The organism is Kitasatospora sp. NPDC057738 (genome assembly GCF_042798815.1).
Taxonomy (GTDB): Bacteria; Actinomycetota; Actinomycetes; order Streptomycetales; family Streptomycetaceae; genus Kitasatospora; species Kitasatospora lactacystinica.
This window is the reverse complement of the sequence record NZ_JBHVJT010000111.1, coordinates 1-20,031: the sequence shown is the minus strand read 5'-3', so window position 1 is coordinate 20,031 and position 20,031 is coordinate 1. Positions and strand designations below refer to the sequence as shown.

Below are 20,031 nucleotides of genomic sequence, written 5' to 3'. Positions count from 1 at the left end.
GCCGTGTGGCCTTCGCGCGGCTCGATCCCGGCGAGGGCCTCGGCCAGTTCCTCGCGCAGCGGGTCGACGGCCGGCGAGTGCGAGGCGTAGTCGACCGGGACGAGCCGGGCGCGGACGTCCTGGGCCTGGCACCGGGCGACGAACTCGTCGAGGGCCTCGGCCTCCCCCGCGACCACGGTGGCGGACGGACCGTTGTGCGCGGCGACGGTGATCCGGCCGTCGAAGCGGGCGATGCGCGCCTCGACCTCGGCGGTCGGCAGCGGGATCGACGCCATGCCCCCGGTGCCCGCGATGGCGCGAAGGTAGCGGCTGCGCAGGGCGACGATCCGGGCGGCGTCGGCCAGGGTGAGGCCGCCGGCGACGTGCGCGGCGGCGATCTCGCCCTGGGAGTGGCCGATCACGGCGGCGGGGACGACGCCGGAGTGCCGCCAGAGCTTCGCCAGCGACACCATCACGGCGAACAGCGCGGGCTGCACCACGTCGACGCGCTCCAGCGAGGGGGCGCCGGGGGCGCCGTGCAGCACGTCGATCAGCGACCAGTCGGTGTGCGGGGCGAGGGCCTCGGCGCACGCGGTGAGCTCGGCGCGGAAGACCTCGGAGGAGGCGTACAGCTCGGCGGCCATGCCCTCCCACTGGGAGCCCTGGCCGGGGAAGACGAACACGGGGCCGTCGGGGGCGCCGGCCGTGCCGGTGGTCAGGTTGGCGGCGGGCAGGTCCCGGGTCAGCGCGTCCAGGCCGGCCAGCAGCTGCTCGCGGTCGGCGGCGACCACCACGGCGCGCCGGTCGAAGGCGGCCCGGGCGGTCAGCGACAGGCCGAGGTCGGCGAGGGACGCGGCGGCGGCCGGCGCGGCGCCGGTGCGGACGGCCTCGGCCAGCCGGGCGGCCTGGGCGCGCAGCGCGGCGTCGCCGTGGGCGGAGAGCGGGAACGGCAGCGGGCCGGTCCCGGTGGCGGCGGGGGCCGCCGGGGCGTCCTGCGGCACGCTCTCGACGATCATGTGGGCGTTGGTGCCGCTGATGCCGAAGGAGGAGACCGCGGCGCGGCGCGGACGTCCGCGCTCGGGCCAGTCCCGGGCCTCGGTCAGCAGCCGGACGCCGCCGGCGCTCCAGTCCACCCGGCTGGAGGGGGTGTCCGCGTGCAGGGTGCGCGGCAGCGTGCCGTGCCGCATCGCCTGCACCATCTTGATGATCCCGGCGACGCCGGCGGCGGCCTGGGTGTGCCCGATGTTGGTCTTCACCGAGCCGAGCCAGAGCGGCTCGCCGTCGCGGTCCCGGCCGTAGGTGGCCAGCAGCGCCTGGGCCTCGATCGGGTCGCCGAGGGCGGTGCCGGTGCCGTGCGCCTCGACGGCGTCCACGTCGGCGGCGGCGAGTCCGGCGCCGGCCAGCGCCTGGCGGATCACCCGCTCCTGGGAGGGGCCGTTGGGCGCGGCGAGGCCGTTGGAGGCGCCGTCCTGGTTGATGGCGCTGCCGCGGATCACCGCGAGCACCGGGTGGCCCAGCCGCTCGGCGTCGGAGAGCCGTTCCAGGGCCAGCAGGCCCACGCCCTCGCCCCAGCCGGTGCCGTCGGCGCCCTCGGCGAAGGCCTTGCAGCGGCCGTCGGCCGACAGGCCCTGCTGCTTGCTGAACTCGATGAACATGCCGGGCGTCGCCAGCACGGTGGCGCCGCCGGCCAGGGCCATGTCGCACTCGCCGAGGCGCAGCGACTGGGCGGCGAGGTGCAGGGCGACCAGCGAGGAGGAGCAGGCCGTGTCGACGGTGACCGCCGGGCCCTCCAGGCCGAGCACGTAGGCGATCCGGCCGGAGGCGACGCTCGCGGTGTTGCCGGTCAGCAGGTGGCCTTCGAGGTCGGCCGGGGCCTGGTGCAGCCGGGGGCCGTAGTCCTGGGCGGTGGCGCCGACGAACACGCCGGTGCGGCTGCCGCGCAGCACGGCCGGGTCGACGCCGAGGCGCTCGACGGTCTCCCAGGCGGTCTCCAGCAGGAGCCGCTGCTGCGGGTCCATGGCGAGGGCCTCGCGCGGGGAGATGCCGAAGAACGCCGCGTCGAAGCGGGTCGCGTCGGTCAGGAACGCCCCGGCGGGGGTGAGCGTGCCGGTCGGGTTGCGGCCCTCGTCGGCGTAGACGCCCGCGATGTCCCAGCCGCGGTCCTCGGGGAAGGCGCTGACCAGGTCGCGGCCGTCGAGGACCGCCTGCCACAGGGCCTCGGGGGTGTCGATGCCGCCCGCGTAGCGGCAGCTCATCGCGACGATCGCGATCGGCTCGTCGCTCACGGCGCCGGGGGCGGGCGTCGCGGGCGCGACGGCGGCGGGCTCGCCGTAGAGCAGGCCGGACAGGTGCTCGGCCAGGCGCAGCGGGGTCGGGTGGTCGAAGACCAGGGAGTCCGGCAGCCGCAGCCGGGTGGCCGCGGCGAGGCGGTCGCGCAGTTCCACGGCGGTGAGCGAGTCGAAGCCCAGGTCGCGGAAGGTGAGCCGGGCGTCCACGTCGCCGGGGGTCTCGTAGTCGAGGACGGCGGCGACCTGGGCGCGGATCTGGTGCAGCAGCGCCCGCTCGTCCCGCCGCTCGGCGGCGGGCCCGGTCGGGGCCTCGACCGGGGCCGGCGCGGCAGGTGCGGGTTCGACGGCCGGACGGGCGGCCGCGTCCAGCCAGAAGCGGCGGCGCTGGAAGGCGTAGGTGGGCAGGTCGACCGGTCGGGGGGCGTGGCCCGCGAAGAGGGCGTCCCAGTCCAGCGGCGCGCCGGCGGTGTACAGCCGGGCGACGGCGCCGAGCAGGGTCTCCGCGTCGTCGCGGTCCTGGCGCAGGGCCGGGGCCAGCAGGCCCTGGGCGCCGGCCTGCCGGGCCATCGCGCAGAGCACGCCGTCCGGGCCGACTTCGAGGAAGCGGGTGACGCCCTCGCGGTGCAGGGTCTCGACGCCGTCGGCGAAGCGGACGGCCTCGCGGACCTGCCGGACCCAGTAGTCGGGGGTGGTGAGCAGGCCGGGCTCGGCGATCCCGCCGGTCAGGTTGGAGACGACCGGGATCCGCGGCTCGGCGAAGGTCAACTCCGCCAGCACGGAGGCGAATTCGGTGAGCATCGGCTCCATCAGGGCCGAGTGGAAGGCGTGCGAGACCGTCAGCCGGCTGGTCTTGCGGCCCTCGGCCTTCCAGCGGGCCGCGAACTCCTCGACCACCTCGACCGGACCCGAAACCACCACCGAGGTCGGGCCGTTGACGGCCGCGACATCGAGCCGGTCACCGATCTCCGAACGCACCTCCGCCTCGGCGGCCTGCACCGCCAGCATCGCCCCACCGCTCGGCAGCGCGTCCATCAGCCGACCGCGCGCCGCCACCAGGGCGCACGCGTCCGCCAGCGAGAACACGCCCGCCACATGGGCGGCCGCGATCTCACCGATCGAGTGCCCGAGCAGGAACTCCGGTGCCACGCCCCAGGATTCGAGCAGCCGGAACGACGCCACCTCGACCGCGAACAACCCGGCCTGCGCCCACACCGTACGGTCCAGATCCTCGACGCCCTCGAACACCACGCCGCGGACCGATCCACCGAGCAGCGGGTCGAGCTCCGCGCACAGCTCGTCGAAAGCGGTCGCGAAGGCGGGGTGGGCCTCGTACAGGCCCCGGCCCATGCCGACCCGCTGCGAGCCCTGCCCGGTGAACAGGAAGGCCGTCCGCCCCTCGTCCGTCTCCCCCGAGACCACCCCGCGCACCGGCTCGCCGGCGGCCAGCGAGCCGAGGCGGCGCAGCAGTTCGTCCCGGCCGCGGCCGAGCACGGCGGCCCGGTGGCCGAAGGCCGCGCGGGTGGTGGCCAGCGAGTGGCCGATGTCGGCCGGGTCGGCGGCGGGGGTGGCCTCCAGGTGGGCGCGCAGCCGGGCGGCCTGCTCGCGCAGCGCGTCCTCGGTGCGGCCCGACAGCGGCCAGAGCACCGGCGCGTCGGCGTCGGCGGTCCGCTCGCGCGGGTCCTCGGCCCGGCCGGGCCACTCCGTGAGCACGACGTGGCAGTTGGTGCCGCCCATGCCGAAGGAGCTGACACCCGCGATCCGCGGGCCCTCGGGCCAGGGTTCGAGGGCGGTCTGCACCCGCAGGCCGAGGTCGTCCAGGGGGATGCGCGGGTTGGGCCGTTCGAAGTTGAGGCTCGGCGGGAGCTGCCGGTTGGCCACCGACAGGACGGCCTTGAGCAGGCCGGCCGCGCCGGCGGCGCCTTCGAGGTGGCCGATGTTGGTCTTGGCGGAGCCGACCCGCAGCGCGGCGTCGGGGGTGCGGCCGGCGCCGAGGACGGCGCCGAGGGCCGCCGCCTCGACCGGGTCGCCGACGGCCGTGCCGGTGCCGTGCAGTTCGACGTAGCGCACCGCGTCGGGGGCGATCCCGGCGCGCCGGTAGGCGGCGCCGAGCACGTCGGCCTGGGCGTCGCGGCTGGGGGTGGTCAGGCTGTCGCCGCCGCCGTCGTTGTTGACGGCGCTGCCGCGGATGACGGCATAGATCCGGTCGCCGTCGGCGACGGCCCGGGCGACGGTCTTGAGGGCGACGACCACGCCGCCCTCGCCGCGGACGTAGCCGTTGGCGCGCTCGTCGAAGGTGTAGCAGCGGCCGTCCGGGGAGAGCGCGCCGAAGCGGGCCGCGCCGACGGTGCTCTCCGGGGCCGCGATCAGGTGCACGCCGCCGGCCAGGGCGAGGGTGGCCTCGCCGCGCCGCAGGCTGTCGGCGGCGACGTGCACCGCGACCAGGGAGGAGGACTGTCCGGCGTCGACGGTCATGCTGGGGCCGCGCAGGCCGACGGCGTAGGAGACCCGGTTGGCGATCAGGCCGCGCTGCAGGCCGGCCAGCGAGTGCGGGCCGATCTGCGCGGTGCCGCCGCGCTGGGCGAGGGTGGCGTAGTCGGAGGCCATCACGCCGACGAAGACGCCGGTCCGGCTGCCGCGCAGGGCGTCCGGCACGATCCGGGCGTCCTCCAGCGCCTCCCAGCTCAGCTCCAGCATGAGCCGCTGCTGCGGGTCCATGGCGGTGGCCTCGCGCGGCGAGATGCCGAAGAAGCCCGGGTCGAACCCGTCGATCCGGTCGAGGAAGCCGCCGCGGCGCGGGACGTCCCGCTCGGCGAGGTCGCCCCGGTCGAGGGGGACGTCACCGATCGCTTCCACGCCGTCGCACAGCAGCTTCCAGAAGGCCCGCGGGGTCGCGGCGCCCGGCAGTCGGCAGGCGAGTCCTACGACGGCGATGGCAGCGTCATCGGCATGGACCTCAGGCATGGGACACCTCAACACGTAATGCGCCGGAAATAGCCGAACGGAATTCACGGGTGGAATTGCCCACCCGTCGACCTGGGCGGATTGGCGTTTCGCAAGGGCCACCGCGGTCCGCCGGGTGGAATTCCCCGGCGTACCCGATGGCGCGTCATCCGCGAGCTTAGGGAGCGAACCGACCGGCACCAACCCCTAAGCAGGGCGGATGCCGGCCCCCGGTACCGGCCCCACAGTTAGGGGTGCCGGTCCGGGGACTTCCGGCCGGGGACCCCGGTCCCGGGGATTCCCACCGGGCGGTGCGGGGTTCGCCGGGTCAGCGGTTCTTGCGCTGGAACGAGCGCACCGACAGCGGCACGAAGACCACCAGGAGGCCCACCGACCACAGCAGCGTCGCGGCCACCGGGTGGTCCACCGGCCAGGCGTGCGAGCCGGTCACCGTCCCCGGGTTGCCGAACAGCTCGCGGCAGCCGGCGGTCAGGGCGCTGAGCGGGTTCCACTCGGCGATGAACCGCAGCCAGGCGGGCATCCCGTCGGTCGGCACGAAGGCGTTCGACAGCATGGTCACCGGCATCACGAGCAGCGTGAGCTGCTGCGCCATCTGCTCGTTGGGGACCTTCAGGCCGAAGAAGCAGCCGACCCAGCTGAGCGCGTAGCGCATCAGCACCAGCAGCCCGAAGCCGGCCAGGGCGTTCAGCAGCCCGTCGGAGGCGCGCCAGCCGACCAGCAGGCCGGCCACCGCCATGATGGCCACGCTGAGCAGGCCGCCGACCATGTCGGAGGCGGTGTGCCCGAAGGCGACCGCGACCCGCGACATCGGCATCGAGCGGAACCGGCTCATCAGTCCGCGCGAGACGTCGGCGGCGACCCTCTCGATCACCGCCACCACCGAACTGGCCGTCACCATGGCGAACAGCCCGGGCATCAGGTAGGCGCGGTAGTCACCGCCGCCCGGAATCCGGATGGCGCTGCCGAAGACGTAGCCGAACAGCAGCACCATCACGGCGGGGAAGATCAGGGCGGCGATCAGTGAGCCGGGCTCCTGGCGCAGCCGGCTGAACTCGCGCCCGACGAGGACGAAGCCGTCCGACAGGGCCCAGCGCAGGCGGGTCACCGGGGTCCGGCGGGCAACGGGGGTGCTCTGGACGGTCATCAGGCGTGGTCCTTGACTCTGTCGTCGGCTCGGGCGCCGGCCGGGGCGTCGCCGTCGGTTTCGGTGTCGGCCGGGGCCGAGCGGTCGGTCAGGCGCAGGAACACCTCGTCGAGGGTGGGGCGGCGCAGGCTGACGTCGGCGACCTCGATCCCCGCCCGGTCCAGCTCCCGGACGAGTGCGGAGACCCGCACGGTGCCGTCCGCGGACGGCACGCTCAGGCTGTTCTCGCCGGTCCCGGTCGGCTCGGCCCCGGTCAGCCGGTGCAGCACGGCGGAGGCCTGCGGCAGCAGCGCCGGGTCCTCGACGACCACGTCGAAGCGGTTGCCGATCGTCGACTTGAGTTGGTCGGGGGTGCCGTCGGCGATCACCCGGCCGTAGTCCACCACCGCGATGTCGTCGGCCAGTTGGTCGGCCTCGTCCAGGTACTGGGTGGTGAGCAGCACGGTGGTTCCCTCGGCGACGAGCTCCCGCACGCAGTCCCAGATCTCGCCGCGGCTGCGCGGGTCGAGGCCGGTGGTCGGCTCGTCCAGGAAGAGCACCTGGGGGCGCAGGATCAGGCTGGCGACGAGGTCGAGCCGGCGGCGCATGCCGCCGGAGTAGCCGCGCACCTGCCGGTCGGCCGCCTCCATCAGGCCGAAGCGCTCCAGGAGTTCGTCGGCCCGCTGGTGCACCTGCCGACGGGGCAGGTGGTAGAGCCGGCCGAACATCCGCAGGTTGCCGCGGCCGGTCAGCTTCTCGTCCACCGCGGCGAACTGCCCGGCCAGGCCGATCACCGAGCGCACCCGGTCGGCCTCGCGGACCACGTCCAGCCCGGCGATCCGGGCGTGCCCGGCGTCCGGGTCCATCAGGGTCGCGAGGATGTTCACCGCGGTGGTCTTGCCGGCGCCGTTGGGGCCGAGCACCCCGCAGACCGTCCCGGCCGGGACGGCGAGGTCGAGCCCTCGTAGGGCGTGGACCTCGCCGAAGTGCTTGTGCAGTCCTTCGGCGAGGATGATCGGGTCCGCCATGATCCCTCCACTGGGAAGTGCCGTGTGCGCGGGTCGCGCCGTACGCGGTCGTGGTGCGGTCGCGGCCGACCCGCGCCGGGGAGCCGTGCGCCGACGCCGGGTCAGCTCGCCGACAGCGGGAACTCCCGCAGGCCGCGAATGATGAAGGAGCCCCGCCGGCGCACCGGCCCGGCCTGCCGCAGCCCGGGCATCCGGGAGATGAGGGTCCGGTAGGCCACCTCGGCCTCGAACCTGGCCAGCGGCGCGCCCAGGCAGTAGTGGATGCCGGCCGAGAACGCCAGGGTGTCGTTGCGGCTGACCCGGGTGATGTCGAAGCGGGCGGGGTCGGGGAAGACCTGCGGGTCCCGGTTGGCCCCGGCGGCCACGATCGCCAGCTCGCTGTCGACGGGCAGCACGACACCGCCCAGCTCGACCGGCTCGTGGGCGATCCGCCGGTAGGTCTGCACCGGCGGGTCGTGGCGCAGCGTCTCGTTGACCACGTTCTGGGCCAGTTCCGGGTCCTCGGCCACCATCCGCCACTGCTCGGGGTGGCGCAGCAGCGCCAGGATGCCGTTGCCGATCAGGTTGACGGTGGTCTCGGTGCCGGCCAGCGGCAGGAACATGCACAGCGGCAGCAGTTCGTCCATGCTCAGGCTGCCCTCGTCGACCAGCGGCAGCATCCGGCTGATCATGTCCTCGCGCGGCTCGACCCGGCGCTGCTCGACGATCCGGGTGAACAGCTCGGTCATCCCGGCGATGGCGGCGTCCACGCTGCGCGCCTTCTCGTAGGTGACCACGCCGTCCAGCAGCGGGACGATCTCCCGGCTGAGGTGGTGGAAGTGCTCCCGGTCCTCCTCGGGGATGCCGACCAGGTCGCCGATCACCGCGGTCGGCAGGTGGTGGGCGAAGGCGGTCATCAGGTCGAACCGGTCGCCCTGGGCCAGGATGTCGTCGATCAGCCGGTGGCAGATCTCCTCGGCCCGGCCGCGCCAGCGCTCGACGACGCGCGGGTTGAGGGTGGGCATGGTCATCCGGCGCAGCCGGGTGTGGTCCGGCGGGTCGAGGCCGAGCATGGAGTTGTCGAAGTTCATGAACTCCGGCACCTTCTCGCCGTCGGCCCTGCGCACGCCGAAGCGCTTGTCCCGCAGCACCTGGTTGGCGAGTTCGTGGTCGGTGGTGACCCAGGTGCCCAGCGGGCTGCGGTAGACCCGGCCCCGCGCCCGGATCTCCTCGTACGCGGGGTAGGGGTTGTCCGGCGCGCTCAGCACCTTCGCGTAGGGATCGCCCTGGGCGGCGAGCTTGCGCACCAGGTCGTGGAAGAAGCGCATCTGCGCCCGGAGTTGCCGCTCACTCGACTCCATCGTCCCGTGCCCCTTCAGCCTCCGCGAATGGGGCCGAGCGTAGACACGGCCGTAACAGGGCCGACACCCCTATCCGGGGCCCGGGCAGGTGTTTAGGGGCCGGGCCCGGGAGCCGGTCGCGACGTCCGGGGCCGCGCGGGGCGGGTCCGGGTGTCAACCGTTCGATCGCGGGAAGTTCCACCGGACGGATATCACCAGGTCGATCCGGGCGCGGCGGTGCGGGCCGGACACTGGTGGGACCTCGGAGAACGGAGACCAAGACCGTGCCAGCGATCGTCGTTTCGAACCTGCGGATGCAGTACGGCCAGAAGGTCGTCGTCGACGACATCTCGTTCGAGGTGCAGGAGGGGGAGATCTTCGGCATCCTCGGCCCCAACGGCGCCGGGAAGACCACGACGGTCGAGTGCATCGCCGGGCTGCGCAAGCCCGACGGCGGGAGCATCTCGGTGCACGGCCTGGACCCCCAGCACGACGCCGCCAAGCTGCACCGCATCCTGGGCATGCAGCTGCAGAAGAGCGAGATGCCGGACAAGCTGCGGGTCGCCGAGGCGATGGAGCTGTACGCCTCCTTCTACGACGACCACGCGGACTGGCGGGAGCTGCTCGCCGAGCTGAACCTGCTGGACAAGATGAACAGTCCGTTCGCCAGCCTGTCCGGCGGCCAGAAGCAGCGGCTGTCCATCGCGCTGGCGCTGGTCGGCAACCCGAAGGTGGCCGTGCTGGACGAGCTGACCACCGGTCTGGACCCGGCGGCCCGGCGGGACACCTGGGAGCTGATCGAGCAGGTCCGCGCCCGGGGCATCACCGTCGTCCTGGTCACCCACTTCATGGAGGAGGCCGAGCGGCTCTGCGACCGGCTGGCCCTGATCGACGGCGGCCGGATCGTCGCGCTGGACACCCCCGCCGGCCTGGTGGCCGGGGTGGGCGCCGAGCAGAAGGTGCGCTTCCGCCCGACCTCCCCGCTCGACGACCACATCCTGACCTCGCTGCCCGAGGTGACCTCGGTCCAGCGGCACGGCTCCCAGGTGGAGGTCACCGGCACCGGCAACCTGGTGTACGCCGTCACCTCGGCGCTCGCCCGCAACCAGATCGTCGCGGCCGACCTGCGCGCGGAGCTGGCCAGCCTGGAGGACGCGTTCCTCGCCCTGACCGGCCGCCGGTTCGACCACCCCTCCCACTGATCCCCGGCCCGTAGCCGACCCCCGACCCCTAGAAGGAGAACCCCCGTGCGGGCGATGAACCGGCTCACGGCCGTGGAGTTCAAGCTCTTCCTGCGAGACCCGGCCGCGTACTTCTGGACGCTGCTCTTCCCGGTCGTCCTGGTGGTGATCATCGGCAGCATCCCGTCCTCCCGCGAGTTCAAGGCCGAGATCGGCCAGCGCGCCATCGACTCCTACACGCCCGTCACCGTGGTGCTGGCCTTCGCGATGACCGGTCTGTTCATCACCCCGGGCTACCTGGTGGGCTACCGGGAGAAGGGCATCCTGCGCCGGCTGTCGACCACGCCGGTGGGCCCGGCCCGGGTGCTGATCGCCCAGTTGGTGGTCCAGATCACCGTGGCGATCGCCACCACCGTTCTGGTGCTCGCGACCGCGCGCCTGCTGTGGGACGTCAAGCTGCCGAGCAACCCGCTCGGCTTCGTGCTGACCTTCCTGCTCTCGGCCACCGCGGTGCTGTCCATCGGGCTGTTCGTCGCCTCGGTGCTCAAGACCACCAAGGCCGCCACCGGCGCGGGCAGCATGCTGTTCTTCCCGCTGATGTTCTTCGCGGGCCTGTACGTGCCCCGCGACCAGATGCCCGCCGCGGTCAACCGGATCGGTGACTTCACCCCGCTCGGCGCCTCCGTCCAGGCCTTCGGCGACGTGGCCAAGGGTCACCTTCCGGGCACCACCGCCCTGTTGGTCCTCGTCGGCTACACGGTGGTCTTCGGTGTCCTGGCCGCACGGCTCTTCCGCTGGGAGTAGGCCCGGGCCGGACGTCCGCGCCGGGAGTAGGCCTAGGCTGGAGGTCCGCGGTCACGGGCGGTCGCGGCGGGGCGGGAGCCGGGGAAGCAGCGGGGGCCGAGGAGCAGCACCATGAAGAGCGACGAACCGATCAACCTGCGCCGCTTCCTCACCCCGCTGCCCGTCGTGCTGCTGGGCGTGTCCACCGTGCTGTGCGTCGTGCAGCCGGAGGAGGGGGCGGCCACCGCACGGGTCACGGTCTTCCCGCTGGTCCTGGTGACCGCCGCGTGGACGCTGGCGATGTACACCCTGCGGTCGCCGCAGTGGACGGGCCGCACCGGCCCGATGCTGACGTACGTGGCGGGCCAGCTGGTGCTGGCCGCACTGCTGATGACCCAGCACCCGATCTTCTTCGTGTTCGCCGTGATCGGGTTCGTCCAGGCCTACGACCTGCTCCCGCCGCAGTGGGCCTTCGTCAGCGTCGGCGCCACCTCGCTGATCATCAACCTGATCCCCGGCGGGGTGCCGGACAGCTCCCGGCGGATCGCCATCGCGGCCGCCTCGGTCTGCCTCCAGACCTGCCTGATCGGCCTGTTCGGCAACCTGTCGCACCGCTTCAACGAGCGCAACGAGGAACGCTGCCGGCTGGTCACGGAGTTGAAGACGGTGATCGGCGAGAACAACGGCCTGCACGCCCAACTGCTGATCCAGGCCCGGGAGGCGGGCATCCAGGACGAACGCCAGCGGATGGCCCGGGAGATCCACGACACCATCGCCCAGGGGCTGGCCGGCATCATCACCCAGCTCCAGGCCGCCGACCGGGCCCGGCCGCAGTCCGAGCAGCGCGAGTGGCACCTCGAACAGGCCCGGGGGCTGGCCCGGGAGAGCCTCACGGCGGCCCGGCGGTCGGTGGCCGCGCTGCGGCCGGCGGAACTGGAGGAGGCGCACCTGCCGAACGCGATCCGGGAGCTGGCCCAGCGCTGGTCGGCGCGGGCGGACGTGCCGGCCTCGGTGGAGACCACCGGTGATCCCGTCCCGCTGCTGACGGAGATCGAGGTCGCCCTGTTCCGCGCCGCCCAGGAGACCCTGGCGAACATCGCGAAGCACGCCGCTGCCAGTAAGGTCAGACTGACCATTTCCTACCTGGAGGACACGGTCATGCTGGACGTTCACGACGACGGGGTCGGCTTCACCGTGACCGACCTCGACGGGCCGCCGCCCGCCGACGGCGACAGCGGGTACGGGCTGGACGGCCTGCGCCGACGGCTCGACCGGGTGCTCGGGACACTGACCGTGGAGAGCGCCCCGGGCTCGGGCACCGCGGTGAACGCGAGCGTGCCCGCGATCCGCCGGGGCGGCACCGCATGAGCGAACAGTCCGCCCCCGTAAGGCTGCTGATCGTCGACGACCACCCGATCGTCCGGGACGGCCTGCGCGGCGCGTTCGCCGACAGCCCGGAGTTCGAGGTCGTCGGCGAGGCCGGCAACGGCGCCGAGGCGCTCGACCGGGTCGCCGAACTGAAGCCCGACCTGGTGCTGATGGACCTGCGCATGCCGGTGATGGACGGTGTCACCGCGATCCACCGGCTCGGCGAGAGCGCGCCCGGGGTGCGGGTGCTGGTGCTGACCACCTTCGACACCGACAACGACGTGCTGCCCGCGATCGAGGCCGGCGCCACCGGCTACCTGCTGAAGGACGCGCCCACCGAGGAGCTGCTGCGCGCGGCCCGGGTCGCGGCCCGGGGCGACGCGATGCTCTCCCCCGCCATCACCAAACGGCTGATGGACCGGGTGCGCCGGCCCAGCCTCGGCGTGCTGAGCGCCCGTGAGCTGGAGGTGATGCGGCTGGTCGCCCACGGCTCCTCCAACAAGGAGGTCGCCGGCAAGCTGTTCATCACCGAGGCCAGCGTCAAGACGCACCTGCTGCGGATCTACGACAAGCTCGGGGTCCGCGACCGGGCGGGCGCGGTCGGCGAGGCGTTCCGGCGCGGTCTGGTGACCTGACCCGGAACGCCCCGCCGGCCCGCCGTCAGCTCCCCAGCTCGTCGTCGATCAGGGCGAAGATGTCCTCGGCCGTCGCGGACTCCAGGTCGCTGTCGTCGTGCTCCGGCCGCGGCCCGTCGGCGTCCCGCAGCCGGTCGAGCAGCTGCTCCAGCCTGGCGCGGGCCCCGGCCCGTTCCGCCCCGGCCAGCGCGACCAGGTCGGCCTCCATCCCGGCCAGCCGGCCGAGCAGGTCCTCCACCGGGTCGGCCTGCGGCAGCAGGCTCTCCCGCAGGTGGCGGGCGAGCGCGGCCGGGGTCGGGTGGTCGAAGACCAGGGTCGGGGGCAGCCGCAGGCCGGTGGCGGTGTTCAGCCGGTTGCGCAGCTCGACCGAGGTCAGCGAGTCGAACCCGAGGTCCTTGAACGGCCGGTCGGCCGCGACGGCGTCCGTCGAGCCGTGTCCGAGGACCACCGCGGCGTTCCCGGTGACCAGGTCCAGCAGGGCCGCGTCGCGCTGGGCGTCGGCCATCACGGCCAGCCGCTCGGCCAGCGCCGGGCCGTCCGGGCGCCGGTTGTCGGCGGCCCGGCGGACCGGTTGGCCCACCAGCGCCCGCAGCAGCGCGGGCACCGGGTGGGCGGCGGCGCGCAGCACGCCCAGGTCGATGTCGACCGGCACCAGGTGGGAGCGGCCCGTGGTGCGCGCCCGGTCGAACAGGGCGAGCGCCCGGGCGGTGGACAGCGGCGCGCTGAGGCTGCCGGCCCGGGCCTGGTCGACCTTCCCGAGGTGGCCGGTGAGCCCGCTGGCCTGCTCCCACAGGCCCCAGGCCAGCGACTGGCCGGCCTGGCCGGAGGCCGTCCGCCGGGCGGCCAGGGCGTCCAGGAAGGCGTTCGCGGCCGCGTAGTTGGCCTGCCCGCCGGAGCCGAAGGTGCCCGACACCGAGGAGTACAGCACGAACATCGACAGGTCGAGGTGCGCCGTCAGCTCGTGCAGGTTGAGCGCCGCGTCCACCTTCGGGCGCAGCACCCGGGAGAGGCGCTCCGGCGTCAGGGTGCCGAACACCCCGTCGTCCAGCACGCCGGCGGCGTGCACCACGCCCGTCAGCGGACGGGAGAGGCCGTCGAGCACCCGGGCCAGGGCGGTGCGGTCGGCCGCGTCGCAGGCGACGACCTCCGCCCGGGCGCCCGACTCGCCCAGCTCGGCGAGGAGTTCCCGCACGTCCGGGCCGTCCGCGCCCCGGCGGCTCAGCAGGGTCAGGTGGCGCACCCCGTGCACGGCCGCCAGGTGCCGGGCCAGCAGCCCGCCCAGCGTCCCGGTGCCACCGGTGATCAGCACCGTGCCCTCGGGGTCCGGCTCCACCGGCAGCGTCAGCACGTTCTTGCCGACGTGCCGGGCCTGGCTGACGTGCCGGAAGGCGCCGACCGCGTCCCGGACGTCCCAGGCGGTGATCGGCAGCATCCGCAGCGCACCGGCCTCGAACAGCTCGATCACCTCGTGCAGGATGCCGCCCATCCGGGCCGGTCCGGCGTCGCCGAGGTCGAAGGCCCGGTACTGGACGCCGGCCGGCTGCCGGACGTCGGTCTTGCCCATCTCCAGGAAGCGCCCGCCCTCGGCCAGCAGCCGCAGCGAGGCGTCGGTGAACTCCCCGGCCAGCGAGTTCAGCACCAGGTCGACCCCGCGCCCGCCGGTCGCGGTGCGGAACCGCTCCTCGAAGGCGAGGTCGCGGGAGGAGGCGATGTGTGCCTCGTCCAGCCCCAGTTCCCGCAGCGTGCGCCACTTGCCCGGGCTGGCGGTGCCGAACACCTCCAGGCCGAAGTGGCGGGCGAGTTGGACGGCCGCCATGCCGACGCCGCCGGCCGCGGCGTGCACCAGCACCGATTCGCCCCGCTGCGCGTCGGCCAGGTCGCGCAGCCCGTAGTAGGCGGTGGCGAACACCAGCGGCACGGAGGCGGCCTGGGCGAAGGACCAGCCCTGCGGGACGCGGGCCAGCAGCCGCCGGTCGGTGACGGCCCGGACGGCCGCGCCACCGGCGAAGAAGCCGAAGACCCGCTCGCCCGGGGCGAGGTCGGTCACTCCGGCGCCGACCTCCAGCACGACGCCGGCGGCCTCGGAGCCCATCGCGGCCGTCCGGTCCGGGTACATGCCCAGACCGATCAGCACGTCCCGGAAGTTGACGCCCGCCGAGCGCACCGCGACCCGGACCTCGTCCGCGCCCAGCGGCGCGTCGGCGTCCGGCGCGGGCACCAGCGCCACGTCCTCCAGTCCGGCGCCCCGCCCCGCGAGGCCGAGCCGCCAGGCGCCCGCGGGCTCCGGCGGGGTCAGCCGGGCGACGGTGGCCTCCCGGACCAGTCGCGGCACCCTGATGTCGCCGCCGCGGACCGCGAGTTGGGGCTCCTCGCCGCCCACCAGCGCGGGCCAGCCGGCCCACGGGTCGGCCGCGCCGCCCTGCGGTTCGACGTCCACCAGCACGATCCGGTCCGGGTTCTCGGTCTGCGCGGAGCGGACCAGTCCCCACACGGCGGCGCCGGCCGGGTCGGCCTCGCCACCGGTGCCGGACCCGGCCGGGGTCGCCCCGCGGGTGAGCACCACCAGCCGGGAGTCGGCGAACCGCTCCTCGGCCAGCCAGGCCCGTACCTCGCCGAGCACCCGGGCGGTCGCCGCGTGCACGGCCCCGGCCCCGAGCGCACCGTCAACACCGGCTGCGCCGGCGGAGACGGCCAGGACGGTCACCGGCGGTACGGCCGCGCCCTGTTCCAGGGCGGCGACCAGGGCCGCCAGGTCGGTGTGGCGGCGGGCCGGCCCGCCCTCGGGGGCCGTCTCGCCGACCGCGGCCCACGCGGTCAGGTCCGGCTCGGCCGCACCGGCCGCCGGGGGCAGCGGCCGCCAGTCCACCGCGAACAGCGCGTCCGGTCCGGCGTCGGCGGTGGCGCCGAGCGCCTCCGGGGACACCTCGCGCATCACCAGCGAACGCACGGTGGCCACCGGGCTTCCGGCGCCGTCGGCCAGCCGCAGCGCGACGCCCTCGGCGGTCCGGGTGATCCGCGCCCGCAGCACCGAGGCGCCCACCGCGTCCACCCGCACGCCGGTCCAGGCGAACGGCAGGGCGGTGCCCTCGACCTCGCTCCCGCCGGCGAAGCCGACGGCGTGCAGCGCCGCGTCCAGCAGCGCCGGGTGCAGGGCGAAGCCGGCGGCCTCGTCCGCCGCCTCCTCGGGCAGCGCGACCTCGGCGTAGACCGCGTCCTCGGCCCGCCAGACGGCGCGCAGGCCGCGGAAGGCCGGCCCGTAGCCGTAGCCGCTGTCGGCCAGGGTGTCGTAGAAGCCGTCCAGCGGCACCGGCTCGGCGGCCGGCGGCGGCCAGGCCGCCAACTCGAAGGGCTCGGCCGGTGCGGCCTCGGTCAGCAGGCCGGTGGCGTGGCAGGTCCAGGGCGTCCGGTCACCGGTGTCGGGCCGGGCGTGGATCTCCAGCCGGCAGTCGCCGCCGTCGTCGGGCGCGGTCACCCGGACCTGGACGTGGGCCTCGCCCCGTTCGGGGAGGGCGAGCGGGGACCGCACCACCAGTTCGTCCAGCACCGTACGGCCGACCTGCTCGCCGGCCCGCAGCGCGAGTTCGACCAGCGCGGTGCCGGGCACCACGGTCCGGCCCAGCACCGCGTGGTCGGCCAGCCACGGGTGGCTCGCCGTGGAGAGCCGTCCGGTCAGCACCGCGCCGCCGTCCCCGGCCAGGGCCAGGACGGCGCCCAGCAGCGGGTGCCCGGCGGGCAGTTGCCCGAGCGCCGCGACGTCGCCGGCCCCGGCGACCGGCCGGGGCCAGTAGCGCTCGCGCTGGAAGGCGTAGGTGGGCAGTTCCGCGTGCGGACCGGCCGGCAGGACCGCCGCCCAGTCGACCTGGGCACCGGCCGTCCAGAGCCGGCCGAGGCCGCGCCAGAGCGTGTCCACCTGGTCCCGCCCGGCCCGCTGGAGCGGGGCGAGCACGGCGTCGGGGAGGGTCTGCTGGGCCAGCCCGCAGAGCACGCCGTCGGGGCCCAGCTCCAGGAGGCGGGTCACGCCGTGCTCGCCGAGGCGGGTGACGCCGTCGGCGAAGCGGACGGCCTCGCGGACCTGCCGCAGCCAGTAGTCGGGGGTGGTGAGCAGCCCGGGTTCGGCGAGCGTCCCGCTGACGTTGGACAGCAGCGGGATGCGCGGCTCGGCGAAGGTCAACTCCGCCAGGACGGCCGAGAATTCGGCGAGCATCGGCTCCATCAGCGCCGAGTGGAACGCGTGCGAGACGGTCAGCCTGCGAATCCGGCGCCCCTCGGCCTTCCACCGCCCGGCCAGCTCCTCCACCGCCTCGACCGGCCCGGAGACCACCACCGAGGTCGGCCCGTTGACGGCCGCGATGTCCAGCCGCTCGCCGATCGCCTCGCGGACCTCGGCCTCGGTGGCCTCGACCGCCAGCATCGCCCCGCCGCTCGGCAGCGCGTCCATCAGCCGGCCGCGCGCCGCCACCAGGGCGCACGCGTCCGCCAGCGGGAACACCCCGGCGACGTGAGCGGCCGCCACCTCGCCGATCGAATGCCCGAGCAGGAAGTCGGGTGTCACGCCCCAGGATTCGAGCAGCCGGTACGAGGCGACCTCGACCGCGAACAGCCCGGCCTGCGCCCACACCGTCCGGTCCAGATCCTCGACGCCCTCGAACACCACGTCCTTCACCGGCCGGTCCAGCAGCAGGTCCAGCTCGGCGCAGACCGCGTCGAAGGCCGCCGCGAAGGCGGGGAAGGCCTCGTACAACTCCCGGCCCATCCCGACCCGCTGCGCACCCTGCCCCGTGAACAGGAACGCCGTCCGCCCCTCGGCGACCGTACCGGCGACCGCGCCCGCGCCGGGCTCGCCGGCGGCCAGCGCCGCCAGCTCCCGGTCCTGCTCGGCCCGGTCCGCGCCGACCACCACCGCGCGGTGCGCCAGCGCCGTCCGCCCGGACAGGGCCCGGGCCACCTCGGCCGGCCCGTCCTCCGGGCGGTCCGTCAGGTGCTCGCCCAGCCGGGCGGCCTGGGCCCGCAGCGCCGCCGGGGTCTGCCCGGACAGCGGCCAGGGCAGCGGACCGTGCGGCCGACGCCCGGCGGGCTCGGCCGGGGCGGGCTCGCCCTGCTCGATGATGACGTGGACGTTGGTGCCGCTCATCCCGAACGAGGAGACGCCGGTGCGGCGCGGCCGTTCGGCCCGCGGCCACGGCCGGGCCTCGGTCAGCAGTTCGACCGACCCGGTGGACCAGTCGACGTGCGGGGTGGGCCCGTCCACGTGCAGGGTCGCCGGAAGCGTGCCGTACCGCATCGCCATGACCATCTTGATGATCCCGGCGATGCCGGCGGCGGCCTGGGTGTGGCCGATGTTGGACTTGATCGAGCCCAGCCAGAGCGGCTCCCCGTCCCGGCCCTGCCCGTAGGTGGCCAGCAGGGCCTTCGCCTCGATCGGATCCCCGAGGCGGGTGCCGGTGCCGTGCGCCTCCACGGCGTCCACCTCGGCGGCCGACAGCCCGGCGTTGGCCAGCGCCTGCCGGATCACCCGCTCCTGCGAGGGGCCGTTCGGCGCCGTCAGACCGTTCGAGGCGCCGTCCTGGTTGACCGCGCTGCCGCGCACGATGCCGAGCACCCGGTGGCCGTTGCGCCGGGCGTCGGACAGCCGCTCCAGCAGCAGGATGCCGACGCCCTCGCCCCAGCCGGTGCCGTCGGCCGCGGCGGCGAAGGCCTTGCACCGGCCGTCGGCGGCCAGGCCCAGCTGGCGGCTGAACTCCACGAAGGCCGACGGGGTCGCCATCACCGTGGCACCGCCCGCGAGGGCCAGGGTGCACTCGCCGCGGCGCAGCGCCTCGGCTGCCGAGTGCAGGGCGACCAGCGAGGCGGAGCAGGCGGTGTCCACCGTCATGGCCGGGCCCTCCAGCCCGAACACGTACGAGATCCGGCCGGAGAGCACGGCGGCCGCGGTGCCGGTGCCCCGGTGCCCCTCGCTGTCGGAGGGGCCGGAGAGCAGCGCCGCGTAGTCCTGGCCGTTGGTGCCGATGAACACGCCGGTGCGGCTGCCGCGCAGCGAGCGCGCGTCCACCCCGGCCCGTTCGAACGCCTCCCAGACGGTCTCCAGCAGCAGCCGCTGCTGGGGGTCCATGGCCAGCGCCTCGCGCGGGGAGATGGCGAACAGCGCCGGGTCGAAGTCGGCGACGCCGGACAGGAATCCGCCGGCCCAGGTGGCGTCCGCGCCCGCCTCGCCGGAGGGCGCGCCGAGCGGCGGCCAGCCGCGGTCTCCAGGCAGCCCGGAGACCGCGTCCACCCGGTCGGCGACCAGCCGCCAGAGCTGTTCGGGGTTCTCGACCCCGCCGGGGTAGCGGCAGCTCATCGCGACGATCGCGATCGGCTCCTCCAGGGCGGTGGCCTCGGCCCGCACGGTCTCGGTCGCCGCCGCGGTGCCGAGCAGCTCGCCGCGCAGCTGGGCGGCCAGTTCGCGCGGCGTGGGGTGGTCGAAGACCAGGGTGGCGGAGAGCCGCAGCCCGGTCTCGGCGGCCAGGGCGTTGCGCAGTTCGAGCGCGGTGAGCGAGTCGAAGCCGAGGCCCTTGAACGGGACCTCCGGCGGGACGTCGCCCGCCTCGCGGTGGCCGAGCACGGCCGCCGCCAGCCGCCGGACCAGGTCGAGCAGGGTCCGTTCCTGCTCGGCGGGCGGCAGCGCGGCGAGCTTCCCGGCCAGCGGGGAGGCGCCCTCGACCGGCTCGGCGGCCGGGGCTTCCAGGGCCCGGAGCACCTCGGGCAGGTCCTCGATCAGCGGACGGCGGCGGCTGGCCGTGAACGCGGGGGCGAAGCGCTCCCAGCGGACGTCCGCCACCGCCACGCAGGCCTCGCCCCCGGCGACGGCCTCGGCGAGCGCCCCCACGGCGAGGGCCGGGTCCAGCAGGGCGAGCCCGCGGCGGCGCAGGAAGTCCTCCGACTCCCCCTGCACGGCCATGCCGGCCTCCGCCCACGGGCCCCAGGCGACGGCCAGCGCGGCCCGGTCGGCCGCCCGGCGCTGTTCGACCAGCGCCTCCAGGTAGGCGTTGGCGGCGCCGTAGACGGCCTGGGCACCGGAGCCCCAGGTGGCCGAGATCGAGGAGAAGACGACGAACAGTTCCAGGTCCAGCCCGGCGGTCAGCTCGTCCAGGTGCGCCGCGCCGTCGGCCTTCCCGCCGAGCACGGCGGTGATCTCCTCGGCGGCGGTGTCCATCAGCAAGGTCGCCTGGCCGACGCCGGCCGCGTGCACCACGCCGGTCAGCGGGAGCTCGGCCGGGATCGCGTCGAGCACGGCCGCCAGCGCCGCCCGGTCGGCGGCGTCGCAGGCGGCGACCGTCACCCGGGCACCCAGCCCGGCCAGCTCGGCCACCAGCGCGTCCACGCCCTC

Annotated in this window: 9 protein-coding genes; 4 read left to right on the top strand and 5 right to left on the bottom strand. The window is 75.1% G+C overall.

The genetic code is table 11. The annotated features are described in order from the left end of the window. The 4 genes from ACFVGO_RS37050 to ACFVGO_RS37035 all read right to left on the bottom strand — a co-directional run. A partial coding sequence (locus ACFVGO_RS37050) for a beta-ketoacyl synthase N-terminal-like domain-containing protein (RefSeq protein WP_380636535.1) occupies positions 1 to 5,228 on the bottom strand: 5,228 nt, incomplete at its 3' end. 307 nt (positions 5,229 to 5,535) lie between these two features. Continuing rightward, positions 5,536 to 6,372, bottom strand: a complete 837-nt coding sequence (locus ACFVGO_RS37045; RefSeq protein ID WP_380350910.1) for an ABC transporter permease — start codon at positions 6,370 to 6,372, stop codon at positions 5,536 to 5,538. Beyond that, a complete protein-coding gene (locus ACFVGO_RS37040; RefSeq protein ID WP_359915576.1) occupies positions 6,372 to 7,379 on the bottom strand; it encodes an ATP-binding cassette domain-containing protein in 1,008 nt (335 codons plus the stop codon). The genes ACFVGO_RS37045 and ACFVGO_RS37040 overlap by 1 nt, the downstream gene beginning before the upstream one ends. 101 nt (positions 7,380 to 7,480) lie before the next feature. After that, the gene (locus ACFVGO_RS37035; RefSeq protein WP_359915578.1) at positions 7,481 to 8,719 is read right to left on the bottom strand and encodes a cytochrome P450; all 1,239 of its coding nucleotides are present in this window, start codon (positions 8,717 to 8,719) and stop codon (positions 7,481 to 7,483) included. Between the two features lie 263 nt (positions 8,720 to 8,982). On the opposite strand from ACFVGO_RS37035, the gene ACFVGO_RS37030 reads away from it, so the two are divergent. The 4 genes from ACFVGO_RS37030 to ACFVGO_RS37015 all read left to right on the top strand — a co-directional run bounded on the left by ACFVGO_RS37030 (position 8,983) and on the right by ACFVGO_RS37015 (position 12,665). Continuing rightward, entirely contained in the window at positions 8,983 to 9,900 is a 918-nt protein-coding gene (locus ACFVGO_RS37030) for an ABC transporter ATP-binding protein (protein WP_380350912.1), read from the top strand. A gap of 54 nt (positions 9,901 to 9,954) precedes the next feature. Further along, the gene (locus ACFVGO_RS37025; protein WP_359905274.1) at positions 9,955 to 10,683 is read left to right on the top strand and encodes an ABC transporter permease; all 729 of its coding nucleotides are present in this window, start codon (positions 9,955 to 9,957) and stop codon (positions 10,681 to 10,683) included. A gap of 111 nt (positions 10,684 to 10,794) precedes the next feature. Next, entirely contained in the window at positions 10,795 to 12,030 is a 1,236-nt protein-coding gene (locus tag ACFVGO_RS37020) for a sensor histidine kinase (protein WP_380636530.1), read from the top strand. Next, positions 12,027 to 12,665, top strand: coding sequence for a response regulator transcription factor (locus ACFVGO_RS37015; RefSeq protein ID WP_359905253.1), 639 nt, complete (start codon positions 12,027 to 12,029; stop codon positions 12,663 to 12,665). Before ACFVGO_RS37020 ends, ACFVGO_RS37015 begins: the two co-directional genes overlap by 4 nt. Before the next feature lie 25 nt (positions 12,666 to 12,690). Here ACFVGO_RS37015 and ACFVGO_RS37010 read toward each other — a convergent pair whose 3' ends face one another. After that, a complete protein-coding gene (locus tag ACFVGO_RS37010) occupies positions 12,691 to 20,025 on the bottom strand; it encodes an SDR family NAD(P)-dependent oxidoreductase (protein ID WP_380636526.1) in 7,335 nt (2,444 codons plus the stop codon). Positions 20,026 to 20,031: the final 6 nt, after the last annotated feature.

What these genes read in the sequence shown, in the direction of transcription:
- ACFVGO_RS37045 (WP_380350910.1), bottom strand. Translation starts at nt 6,372, where the DNA reads ATGACCGTCCAGAGCACCCCCGTTGCCCGCCGGACCCCGGTGACCCGC.
- ACFVGO_RS37040 (WP_359915576.1), bottom strand. Translation starts at nt 7,379, where the DNA reads ATGGCGGACCCGATCATCCTCGCCGAAGGACTGCACAAGCACTTCGGC.
- ACFVGO_RS37035 (WP_359915578.1), bottom strand. Translation starts at nt 8,719, where the DNA reads ATGGAGTCGAGTGAGCGGCAACTCCGGGCGCAGATGCGCTTCTTCCAC.
- ACFVGO_RS37025 (WP_359905274.1), top strand. Translation starts at nt 9,955, where the DNA reads ATGAACCGGCTCACGGCCGTGGAGTTCAAGCTCTTCCTGCGAGACCCG.
- ACFVGO_RS37020 (WP_380636530.1), top strand. Translation starts at nt 10,795, where the DNA reads ATGAAGAGCGACGAACCGATCAACCTGCGCCGCTTCCTCACCCCGCTG.
- ACFVGO_RS37015 (WP_359905253.1), top strand. Translation starts at nt 12,027, where the DNA reads ATGAGCGAACAGTCCGCCCCCGTAAGGCTGCTGATCGTCGACGACCAC.